An 11057-nucleotide genomic window follows, 5' to 3' on the forward strand; every position below is an offset into this window, starting at 1 on the left:
GGGTGCCAAGCGCGGCGACGCTCACGTACTGGCCATCGACGACTTGGCGAAGGTACGGCGGTACTCGGTGGGCGAGACGTCCAGGTCACGCATGAACGCGCGACGCATCGCCTCCGGCGTCCCGTATCCGCAACTGCGCGCGATAAGAACCACGCCGTCGCGGGTGTCGGTCAGCATCCGCTGCGCGGCCTCCAAACGGATGAGGTCCACGTAACGGCCAGGGGTTATCCCGACCTGATCGGCGAACGCACGAGCGAATTGCCGGGTGGACAGGCCGGCGCGCCGCGCCATGGCGGGAACCGACAGGTCGGAGGCAAGGTTGGCGACGGCCCAGTACTGGACCTCACGAAGCGGATCCGAGCGGGCGATCTGCGCCGAAAGCTGCGCGCTGAACTGCGCCTGGTTGCCGGGCCTGCGCAGGAAGACCACCAGGAGCCGCGCGATCTCGTGTGCTACCGCGCGACCGAAGTCCTCCTCGACCAAGGCGATGGCAAGGTCCACCCCGGCCGTCACTCCCGCCGACGTGGAGATCGGACCATCCCGGACGAAGATCGGGTTCGGATCGACCGATATCCGGGGATACCTGCTCGCGAGGTCGTCACAGGACCCCCAGTGCGTCGTCGCCCGGCGGCCGTCCAGCAGCCCGGCCTCAGCCAAGAGATACGCCCCGGTGCACACCGACACCACACGCTTCACCTCGGGAGCACGCTGGTGGAGCCATATCGCGAGCCGGCTGTCGGCATATTCTATACCCGGCCCACCTGGCACGAGAAGAATGTCAGGGTCGTCGGCATCAAGTAGGTCAAGGTCAGGAACCAGCCGGAGGCCTCCGGCGCTTCGCACGGTCTCGCCGCCAAGCGAAGCGGTGCGAACGACGTAGGGAGGCGTGTCCACATTTCCGGTGAAACGCGCCGCCACCGAGAAAACGTCCAGAGGCCCCGCCACGTCGAGGGGCTGCACGCCATCAAACAGGATGACGAGTACGGATTGGGTTCTCACCTGGGCGATACTCCCATCGCGGAGTGTCTGCTTTGGCGGGAACTCCCTCTTTCGGTCGATCCGGGCATCATCGGATGGCCCGGAGCATCGCTCGGCGGCGGAACAGGGATAAGTCCCGGTCCAATCGTCGCGTCGGTCGCCTACACCGGCCAGCCTCGCGAACGAGGCAGCCTCACGCGCACTAACCTGAAGTGACCTTGACCCCGGTTGTCCGGACGTCAAGGTGTCCGGACAACCGGGGTCCCGACGGCCTCAGTCGGCCGGGGATCATCATCCACAACCCCCGCCGCAGGGGCTGCCAAGGGGGGTGGAGGCTCAGTCTCCGTGCACCAACGACAAGTAGCGCACGGTGGGCGCGCCGATGCCGGTCTCGGTGTCGAAGCCCCGTCCGACCTGAGGGGTCGTCGGGAGCGGCGGCGTCACCGGCATCTGCCCGAACAGTTGGAACAGAACCGGAGCCCGGGTGCCGTCAGCCGCGACCTGGCGATAGGTGACTGCCGCCGGAACGGCACCCGGCAACTTGTCGATGTCGCGGAACGCCCCCGTGTACGCCAACCTGTACAGCACAGGGTTGGCGAATCCGAGCGGCTTGCCCCCGCGCGCCTGCTGGGCCAACGCCTGCACGCCGGCGAACAGCGGTGCCGACAGGCTCGTGCCGCCGATCCTGGCCTCGGTGTACTGCCACGTGCTCGGGTCGCTGGTCGGAGAGCCACCCAGTGGCGTGCCGCCCACCAGCATGCCGGTCGTCCCGTCGGCGTCCATCGCGACATCCGGCCCGGTCCGGTCCACCATGCCGTCGGGCCCGGTCGCCTCCTGGTCGGAGACCACACCCCGCTGGTACCACGGCCGCGGCAGGCCCACCATCCAACCGCCGCCCGCGCCGCCAGCGCTCTCGGGCTGCTGCCAGGACTGGCCGTCGGAGCTCAGTCGGCTGGTGCCGTCGCCCCAACCGGTCTCCCACATCCGCGAACCGTCCGGTCCGATGGCCAGCGAGGTGCCGCCCACTGCGGTGGTCCAGTCGCTGGCCGCGGCCGGGTTGAAGAAGTTGCCCGCCGGGTCGTGGCCGCCGTCGCCGCTGGAATAGTAGAAGCCGACGCCCTGCAGCGCGCCTTCCTGGTAAAGCTGGTCGTACGCCTTGCCCAAGCCGGGTGGAGCGGCGAAGGCCAGGGACAGCGAGACCACCGAGGCCCGCGTGTGGTCCAAAGCGTAGATCAGGCTATCCAGGACGGTGCCGTAATTCTCGGTTGACATACCGATCGACACAATGTTGGCGTCCGGCGCCATGCCGTGGACCGCTTCCACGTCCATCGTATTCTCGATCATCCCGCCGCCATCCTCCTGTGGTAGTGGCGGGGCCGAGCCGTCCGGGGTGGGCACCACGGTGAGCTGGCCGGTCCGCAACTGCTGGGTGCCGGTGTGGGCCGACCAGGTGTTCACGTCGTGTTCAAGCGTGTCCATGGCGGGCATCACCACGGCGACGGTCTCCCCCCGGCCCGTCTCAGTTGCTTCGTCCAGGCCGTAGGCGTGCTTCAACTGCTTGGGCGTGTAGCCGCACGGCGCCAGCGTCGGCGTTTGGCCGTTCACTAGCGGCACGCTGGTGGCCTGCTGCTCGCCCCAGTACTTCGAGCACTTCGAGGAGGAGTCAGCGGGCAGCGCGGACGTGCGGGGGTACGACACGCCGCCCAGCTTGGCGGGGCGGTTGATGCCCGTGCCCACAGTGCCCACAGAGTCCTTGGCGTTGGCCCGGCCGGAAATGGGCACCGGAAAGCTGTCGGTGCCGAGAGCGAGCACTAGCGGGCCGAGGTCGGCAGGCACGCTTAACTCGCTCTTCGGGATCTGCCAGTGATACGGGTCGCGGGTGTCCGGATCGGTGTAGTCGTCAAAGGTGACGTCGAAGGCGGAGGCCATCTGCCCGAGCGTGCCGGTGACCTTCAGTGTTCGCCAGTTCGGCTGCGTGACAGTCAGCCCGGCCGAGGTCAGCCAGTCCCGGATCCGGCCGAGCTGCGCCGGTGTGAGCTCGTTCTCAGCCTGGTTCTGCTGAGGTGTGCTCTGCTTCCCGTAGTCCGGACTGCCGGGTGTGGACTCCGACCGGGCGTGGGCGGCCAGGGCCGCCGGGTCGCGTACGCCGAGATGGATGTTGTCGCTCACGACTATGCCGGTGTCCGACGGGCCATTGTCGATGAGACCATAGTCGGTCTGGTAGCCGGTACCGGTGAGCGGCACGCGGGACTGCCCCGCGAGCGCTGTCCCGACTCCGGTCATGGTCAGCGTGGCCGCACAGGCTGTAGCCAGCGCCAACCGATAGCGAGCTTGTCGCACGGATCTGCCTCCTAGTGTTTCCCTTGAACAGCGGACAGGTGGTCATGCAGCTTTCGCTGCATCTATGGGGGAGTGCTCGTAACAGGCAAGGCTGGCCACCCCCGGTAGCGGCGTTTATCGCTGTGCCGGTCAACCGCGGCAACGAGGTCCCGCCCCGGTAGCAACAGATGGCGGTGACAGCGCTCGTGTTGAAATTTCGACCAGAACGATTTGACCGGGCTGTTGTTCGAACAAATTCATGGTACATGCATGGGTCATTTCACGGTCTTATTCGTTCCCTTGTGTTCACCGACCGCGGCCTTGCCGTGCAAAAGCTACCACCACAGGAATAACGACTCCATTTCTCGCGCGTGAGATCAATGGCACACTCCCGTGTCATGTCCGTGAAATTCGCGCGGACCGGACTCACACCGGCAAGCGACGACGAGCTGACAACCAGACATCACCTACACAAGGTCACCTCAAGTTTGCTGGTCGCGCGAAACGAAGTCGAGTCGAAGCGTCCGCGAACCGGATTGCACGGTCGGTGATTGGCCGTGCGGAACTCCAGCGGTATCCAGGACCTCGCTGAACCATTGTTCGAAGGCACGCTCGCTCCTACTGACGACTACGGCATCGAGGGAATCAAGTAGCTTGGTGCCCGCGCTTCCAAACGGAGCACCCGTCTGGCCGTCCCGACGCCGCGGTACGGACCGGAGGCGAGCACCGTCCATGTTCGCTCGCCGAAGTGCAAGGGTGATCGCTTCGACCGTGACGATCGGACCGACCTTGAGTGCGCCCCAGTAGATCTCGTCGGGTAGGTCCAGCTCCGACGAGTAGATCGTCACGGTTGGTTTCTCAAAGGCTAGCCTCGGTCTTAGTAACCGCTGACGAGTTAGAGGGAAATCTCGGTAATCCCCTCCCCGTCGAACTGAAACTGCGTGTCCCGCCGCCGCATGGGCCGTTGTACCTGCGTGACACCCTCGACGGCTATCTTCGAACGACCGGCGCGCGGACCTTACTGCTTCTGACAGGGGCCTCTGAGGAATCCGCGAGGCTGTTCGGCGTTGGTGGCGGAGTCGTACTGGCGTGCAACGCCCGCACCCTGGTGGAGACCATGTCGTCCGAAACCTTCGGCCGCGCGGTGATCGATATCCGCAACAAGGTCGCCCACGGAGAGATACTTTGAGGCGCCAGGAAGACCGGTCGGCTACCGCCCTCCCCTCCCCTCCCCTCCAATGCCACTTGACCAGTTGAAAGCGCTTTATTCCGCGCTCGTGGCACTCAGCCTTCTTCTGGATCGTTCTTCTTGCCGGAGGGGAAACTTCACGAACCCAGAGCTGCCGTCGGCGGAGTTCTCGCGGCCCGGATGGCGGGGTAGAACCCTGCTACGGCCCCGATCACGAGCGTCGACCCGACCGCGGCGGCGATCGCCACCGGCGGCAGAGCGAACGGCCAATCGTCGACGAGGGCCGTCACCCACGTCACAGCGGCGCCGAGACCGGACCCGAGCACCCCGCCGAATGCGGAGAGCAGGAGCGCCTCACCGAGGAACTGCACGAGGATGTGCCGACGTGTCGCGCCGAGCGCTCTTCTCAGCCCGATCTCACGCCGGCGTTCGAGTACCGAGATGACCATCGTGTTGGCCACGCCGATCCCGCCGACGAGCAGCGCGATCGACCCGATCCCGACCAGCAGGGTGGTGAAGGCCTGGTTGGCCGCGTTGCGTGCGGCGAGCGCGTCGGACGGTCGCGAGACCTCGACCTCGCTCGGCGACTGTGGGGAGATTGTCGGGCCGAGCAGTGAGCGCACCAGGTCCACGGCCTTGGTGGCCGAACGTTCATAGACTGTGGTTGGACTCCCGTTGAAGCCGAACAGTTTTTTCGCGATGGGCGCGCCGATGAGGGCCGCGCGGTCGAGGTTCGCTGCGAGGGCGATCGGATCGAGGATGCCGATGACCGTGAAATACTGGCCTCCCAGCCAGATCTGCGTTCCGGGCGAGACGACGCCGAGGCGTTCGGCGGCGGCGTGTCCGAGAACCACGGTCGGGTAGCCGGACGTCGCGGGGTTCAGCCAGGCGCCGGTCCGCACGCTGCCCGACACGACCTGCAGGAGCGACTCGTCCGCGACCATGGTGGTGATCCCGCCCGTCGCGTCGGGGTCCGACAGCGGGCTCCGGTATACCGGGGCGGGCAGCGTGGAGGTACTGCTCACCGACTGGACGTCCTCGATCCTGCTGACCTTGCCGACGGTGCCGGGAGGAAGGGTCGTGCGCTGGCCCAAGAGGTCCTTGCCCGCCGTGGCCGTGAGGAGGTTGGTGCCGAGCCGGTCCAGTTCGTCGTTCAAGCGCGCCTGGCTCGACGCCGAGATCCCGACGACGGCGATCATCGCAGCGATCCCGATCGCGATGCCGAGCGCGGAGAGGACCGCGCGCATCGGACGCGCCCGGAGTCCGGTCGTGCCGAGTCGCATCACGTCACGGCCGAGGAGCCGGGACCTGGGCCGCGCCGGGGCGGACGCCGTGGTCATACGGCCACCCCGGACTCGACGAGGTCATCGACCACGCGGCCGTCCCTGATGCAGATCCGCCGGGGTAGCCCCTCGGCCAGCTCGACGTCGTGGGTGATCACCACGACGGTCGTGCCCTGTCTGTTGAGTTCGTGCAGCAGTTCGACGATCGCGGCGCCGGCGGCGGTGTCGAGGTTGCCGGTCGGCTCGTCGGCCAGCAGCAGCGGCGGATCGCCGACGACGGCGCGGGCGATGGCGACGCGCTGGCGTTCACCGCCCGACAGCTGGTTCGGCCGGTGGCCGAGCCGGTGCGCGAGTCCGACGCGGTCCAGCGCGGCAGCTGCCCGTCGGCGGCGTTCGGCGCGCGGCGTCCCCGTGTAGAGGAGCCCGTCCGCCACGTTGTCGACCGCGGTGACCCCCTCGGCGAGGTGGAACTGCTGGAAGACGAAGCCGATCCGGTGCGCCCGGAGCGCCGACAGGGCACGGTCGTCGAGATCGGCGACGACCAGGCCGTCGATGCGCGCGATCCCTGAGGTCGGGCGGTCGAGTGTGCCGATGATATTCAGCAGCGTCGACTTACCGGAGCCGCTCGGCCCGACGATGGCGACGAGTTCGCCCCTCTCGACGGCGAGCGAGACCCCGGCGCACGCGAGCACCGGCGGATCCCCGTAGCACCGCTCGACGTCCTCGAGCGAGATGATGGCAGTCATCGGTTGGGCACCACCACTCGCTGTCCCGCCGCCACGCCGCCGTCGGAGATCTCCACTTGGCCCCCCGCGAACAGCCCGGTCGTCACGGGAACCTTCCGTGTCGTGCCGTCGGCCTCGACGACCTCGACTCCGAAATGCTCCGGCGTGATGGCAAGCAACGCACTGACCGGGACGGACAGGACGTTCTTCCTCTTCGCGCTCGGAACGCTGACCGTCACCGACGCCTCCTGCAGAGACCCGGCCGCCGCGGGGTCGTCGAGTGTGACGACGATGGGGATGACCGTTTCCTTCTGATCCCCTGAACCGGGCTTCTCGGTGGGTGTGCCGACGGAAGAGATTGTGCCGGCGGTCCTGGTGCCGCCCGGCAGGTCGAGGCCGACCTTCGTGCCGACAACCGCGAGTTGCTGGTTGGCGAGCTTGAGGTCCGCATCGACGATCCGGGTTGTGGCTGTTGTGGCGAACAGCTCGGCTCCTTGGCCCGTCTGGTCGCCTACCTGGGCCTTGACCGTGCCGATCCGGAGGTCGCCGGCCGCGAACAGAACCGCACCGAGTGCCAGTCGACCGGTGACGGCGAGGCCGTTCGCCTTCTGCCACCGCTGGATCGCGTCGGTCGTGAACCAGGAGAACTCCTGGTCGGGTTGTTTGGTGAAGTAGCCGAGATCGCGCAGGCTCGTTTCCAGCTCCTGCACGTCGGGCCCTTTCTCCATGCCGCTCTCGAAGTCACGCCACGCTGGCACGCCGCCGCGAAAGAGGAACACGGGTGTGTTGTCGACGGCGTAGAGCTTTCCGCCGAGCGGCACGACCGTACCGGGCGTCGGCACCTCGGTGACGATGCCACCGCGCGCGGACCGGATCGTGCGCGAGTCGGCGAACCGCAGGGTGCCGGAGGCGCTCGTGCTGCTCACCAAGTCCCCTCTGATCACCTCCTCAGTGGCTCCGTGAAACGTTTGCGCGGCATCGGGAGCGCCTTCACCGGACCGGACCGCAGCGAGAACCCCGACTCCCGTGCCGGTTGCCACGACGACGGTCGCGACCAGCCCCATCAGGACGCGACGACGTGGCCGGCGAGCCAGCTCCGGCGCATCGACCGCGGGCTGGTGCTCAGCCACCTCCGACATCACTTGCCCCCGCCGGTCGTGCGCTCGACGACACCTTCGGGTGCGCAGGTCGTCAGGACGTCTTCCGGCGTGTTCTGCGGGATGGCCAGCGGCGAGTCGGCCGTGGGATCCGGCACGTTGACGCCGTGTTCGCGGAGGCACTTGGCGATCTTCAGGTGATCGGCCAGCAACTGCTCGTCCGTCTTTCCGTGTCCGCTGTCCTTCCGCGCGGGCGGAGTGCCCAACTGCTCTTGACATGCCTTCGACGCGTTCTCGAAAGCGGTCATGTCGCCACCGTTGTCGAGCTGGATACCGCCGTCCCCGGAGGGATCGCGCATGTTCACGCCGTGCTCGCGCATGCATCCGGCGAACGCGAGCTGGAACTCGTCGAACGACTCGAACGACCGCTTCCCCGACGAGACCGATGAGCTCGGGGCCGGGTTCGAGGTGCTTTCAGCCGCTCCGCACGCACCCAGCAGGGAGACGAGCAGGGGAACCGCGGCCAGTGCGGCAAGGGCGGAGACCCGGCGCTTGGTCATGTCTTACTCCTTCGGATCGAGCCGCGACAGTGGTGCCGCGGACGCCGAGCAGTCGACCAACCGGCCCGTTCTCGCTCCGTTCAGAAAAACCTTTATCAATCCAAAACAGACGGTATGGTTGCCTGGGGTCGTCCAGAACCCGGCAGAGGAGCACCCCGCATGCGTGTCCTGATCGCCGAAGACGAGCCGTACCTCGCCGACGCGATCCGCATCGGCCTCCGTCGCGAGACCATCGCCGCCGACGTCGTCCACGACGGCACGGCCGCTCTGGAGTCGGTCACCGTCAACGACTACGACGTCATCGTGCTCGACCGCGACCTGCCGGGCGTCCACGGCGACGAGGTCTGCGCCAGGATCGTGGCCGAGCACCCGCGGCTGCGGGTACTCATGCTCACGGCCGCCCGCACACTCGGCGAGCGCGTGGCCGGCTTCGAGCTCGGCGCCGACGACTACCTGATGAAACCGTTCGAATTCCCGGAGCTGGTCGCCAGACTGCGCGCGCTCGAACGCCGCACACAGCCCGCCCGGCCTCCGGTGGTGGAGTCGCACGGCGTCCGGCTGGACGCGTTCCGTCGCGAGGTCTACCGCGAGGGCAGGCTGATCCGGCTGAGCAGGAAGGAGTTCGCGGTGCTGCAGGTGCTCATGAACGCCGAAGGCGGGGTGCTGAGCGCCGAGGTGCTGCTGGAGAAGGCCTGGGACGCGAATACCGACCCGTTCACCAACACGACGCGGGTCACCATCTCGAACCTCCGCAAGCGCTTGGGCGAGCCGTGGGTCATCCGGACGGTTCCCGGTGTCGGCTACCGGTTCGGGGCTTGACGTGCGGCCACGGCGCTCAGGAGACCGCAGGCTGCCGATCCGAGTCAGGCTGACCTTGAGCTATGCGGGCATGGTCACCGGCTGCGGTGCCGCCTTCACCGCGATCGTCTACCTTTTCATGCGCTTCGTGCCGAGTTACCTTGTTGCCGAGGACGTGCGATTGCCGGTGCAGGGGGTGGGGGGCAGCACCAGTCGTTCGCCCGGCGGGGTGGCGATCACCAGTCCCACCGACTTCCTGCACGTGCTCCTGGTGGTCTCGCTGATCGCCCTGACGATCCTGGCGGTCCTCAGCGGCGTTGTCGGCTGGATCGTCTCAGGTCGGATCGTCAAGCCGTTGGCGGCCATCAACGCTGCTGCTACCCGGGCCGCGACCGGCGACCTCGACCACCGAGTCGGGTTGGCGGGTCCGAGGGACGAGATCCGCGACCTTTCCGACACCTTCGACCGCATGCTGGCGTCCCTTCAACGCGCGTTCGCGACCCACCGCCGCTTCGCCGCGAACGCGTCGCACGAACTGCGGACCCCCCTGGCGACGACGAAGACGATGATCGACGTGACCCTGGCCGACCCGGACTCCGACGCGGAGGAACTCCGCGCGCTGGCCGAGCGCGTGCGGGAGATGAACCAGTCGAGTATCGAGACGGTCGATGCGCTCCTCGACCTCGCTGATGTGGACAGCGCTACATTGACCCGCCGGCCGGTCGATCTGGCACCAATCGCCGCCGCTGTTGTGCGTGGCCTCTCGGCCGAGGCGAAGTCCGGCAACATCGACCTCTCCGGGCCGGCCGGCGCGACGACTGCGGTGGGTGATCCTGTGCTGATCCGCCAGGCCATTTCCAATCTTGCCCGCAACGCCGTCCGACATAACCGATCCGGGGGCCGCGCGAGCGTGCGACTGTCTGTCCACAACGGATCCGCGCGCGTCACGGTCACCAACACTGGTCCGCCCGTGTCCCCGGTCTCCCTGGAATCGCTCACCGAACCCTTCGTTCGAGGCACCGGCCGCACCCTCACCCGAAAATCGGGCCACGGGCTCGGTTTGGCGATCGTGTCCGGAGTGGCCGCGGCGCATGACGGCACACTGCGGCTCCACCCCAACCCCGACGGCGGCCTGACCGTCCACCTCGACCTCCCACGCGTCGTCACCACCGGCTAGAACCCTTGTGGCACAACGCCTCTGGTCGAGTACCAGCAATTTCCCGTATTGATGGAATATCCTTCCATGGAAGGTCGCACGGCCGAGCTTGGTGACGTCGAAGTTTTCCCCGGCGAGCACGAACGCACCACCTGTTTCCCAGTTCAGATGGCCTGTCGGTGATCTTCGCCGGTGGGCCTTCGGTGTGTTCGGGAAGCATTAGTCAGCCATCGCTGATCCGCGGCATCGCCCGCAGGAGGACCAGGCTTCGCCGGCGGTGATGAGATCGGCCACGGTCGGCGCGGCGGAACGGGCCAGTTCGCGGCTCTGGTGAAGGTATCGCTCGGTGACAGTGCCGCTGGAATGTCCGAGGTCGCGAAAGATCTGCCGGACCGGCACACCATGCGCCTCAGCGGTCTGGGCCTAGAAGTGCCGGATCGCGTGCGGGTGGACGGTCTCGGCGATGGACCGCAGCTGCGCCGTGTGTCCGCGCTCGGTGCTCGACGTCGTCGTCATCCGGGCCAGGTAGCGCAGCATGTCGGTGATCTGCTGGGTTGCGGCCGGGCCTGGTCACGGCGGCGAACAATGGCGGGCGGGTTAACTGGCACCTGTCCGGCCGGCGCGATCTCCCGCGTGGTCTGGGCCTGGTCGCGCTCGGCGAGGTACTCCTCGACCGCGACCAGGGCCATGCTGGTGAGCCGGACCCAGCGGCGTTTGCGGCCCTTACCGTTGATCCACAGCGCCGGTGCCCCGTCCGGTTCGGCGCGGTGCAGGACTTTATTTTGATCAGCTCGATGCGCGGCCAGATCCACCACGGGGACCGTGTTCTCCTGTGTCAGGAGGCGGCCGCCAGCGACGGCGAGGGTGCGGAGATGTACATCAAGCAGCGCACGGCCGGTACTTCGCAGCACACTTTCCCGGCAGCGCGTGTACCCAGATACACGAGATCACC

11 protein-coding genes are annotated in these 11057 nt (G+C 67.4%); 3 read left to right on the forward strand and 8 right to left on the reverse strand.

Annotated elements, in window-relative coordinates; translation table 11 throughout:
- Positions 1–21 precede the first annotated feature (21 nt).
- From ACFSXZ_RS01415 to ACFSXZ_RS01425, 3 genes are all read right to left on the reverse strand, one after another.
- Complete coding sequence (locus ACFSXZ_RS01415; protein ID WP_378260321.1) at positions 22–999, reverse strand: GlxA family transcriptional regulator; 978 nt, start codon at positions 997–999, stop codon at positions 22–24.
- Positions 1000–1314: 315 nt separating this feature from the next.
- A complete protein-coding gene (locus ACFSXZ_RS01420) occupies positions 1315–3318 on the reverse strand; it encodes a S53 family peptidase (protein ID WP_378260323.1) in 2004 nt (667 codons plus the stop codon).
- A gap of 461 nt (positions 3319–3779) precedes the next feature.
- Entirely contained in the window at positions 3780–4145 is a 366-nt protein-coding gene (locus ACFSXZ_RS01425) for a hypothetical protein (protein ID WP_378260325.1), read from the reverse strand.
- A gap of 116 nt (positions 4146–4261) precedes the next feature.
- Here ACFSXZ_RS01425 and ACFSXZ_RS01430 point away from each other — a divergent pair, with 116 nt between their 5' ends.
- Positions 4262–4486: a hypothetical protein gene (locus tag ACFSXZ_RS01430; protein WP_378260327.1), complete on the forward strand. Its 225-nt coding sequence runs from the start codon at positions 4262–4264 to the stop codon at positions 4484–4486.
- Between the two features lie 137 nt (positions 4487–4623).
- On the opposite strand, the gene ACFSXZ_RS01435 is transcribed toward ACFSXZ_RS01430, so the two are convergent.
- The 4 genes from ACFSXZ_RS01435 to ACFSXZ_RS01450 all read right to left on the reverse strand — a co-directional run bounded on the left by ACFSXZ_RS01435 (position 4624) and on the right by ACFSXZ_RS01450 (position 8151).
- Positions 4624–5826, reverse strand: a complete 1203-nt coding sequence (locus tag ACFSXZ_RS01435) for an ABC transporter permease (RefSeq protein WP_378260329.1) — start codon at positions 5824–5826, stop codon at positions 4624–4626.
- On the reverse strand, positions 5823–6515 hold the full coding sequence (locus ACFSXZ_RS01440; protein WP_378260331.1) for an ABC transporter ATP-binding protein: 693 nt from the start codon (positions 6513–6515) through the stop codon (positions 5823–5825). Before ACFSXZ_RS01440 ends, ACFSXZ_RS01435 begins: the two co-directional genes overlap by 4 nt.
- Positions 6512–7420, reverse strand: a complete 909-nt coding sequence (locus ACFSXZ_RS01445) for a peptidoglycan-binding protein (protein ID WP_378260333.1) — start codon at positions 7418–7420, stop codon at positions 6512–6514. The genes ACFSXZ_RS01440 and ACFSXZ_RS01445 overlap by 4 nt, the downstream gene beginning before the upstream one ends.
- A gap of 212 nt (positions 7421–7632) precedes the next feature.
- Complete coding sequence (locus ACFSXZ_RS01450) at positions 7633–8151, reverse strand: hypothetical protein (protein ID WP_378260335.1); 519 nt, start codon at positions 8149–8151, stop codon at positions 7633–7635.
- A gap of 159 nt (positions 8152–8310) precedes the next feature.
- Between ACFSXZ_RS01450 and ACFSXZ_RS01455 the strand changes: the two genes are divergently transcribed.
- Both ACFSXZ_RS01455 and ACFSXZ_RS01460 read left to right on the forward strand, forming a co-directional pair.
- Positions 8311–8970 carry a response regulator transcription factor gene (locus ACFSXZ_RS01455; RefSeq protein WP_378260337.1) on the forward strand — a complete coding sequence of 220 codons (660 nt, stop codon included), beginning with the start codon at positions 8311–8313 and terminating at the stop codon, positions 8968–8970.
- The gene (locus ACFSXZ_RS01460) at positions 8945–10126 is read left to right on the forward strand and encodes a sensor histidine kinase (protein ID WP_378260339.1); all 1182 of its coding nucleotides are present in this window, start codon (positions 8945–8947) and stop codon (positions 10124–10126) included. The genes ACFSXZ_RS01455 and ACFSXZ_RS01460 overlap by 26 nt, the downstream gene beginning before the upstream one ends.
- 491 nt (positions 10127–10617) lie before the next feature.
- Here ACFSXZ_RS01460 and ACFSXZ_RS01465 read toward each other — a convergent pair whose 3' ends face one another.
- Positions 10618–10920, reverse strand: coding sequence for a hypothetical protein (locus ACFSXZ_RS01465; RefSeq protein ID WP_378260341.1), 303 nt, complete (start codon positions 10918–10920; stop codon positions 10618–10620).
- Positions 10921–11057 lie beyond the last annotated feature (137 nt).

The sequence above is a fragment of the Amycolatopsis pigmentata genome, from assembly GCF_042684065.1.
GTDB classification, from domain to species: Bacteria; Actinomycetota; Actinomycetes; order Mycobacteriales; family Pseudonocardiaceae; genus Amycolatopsis_E; species Amycolatopsis_E pigmentata.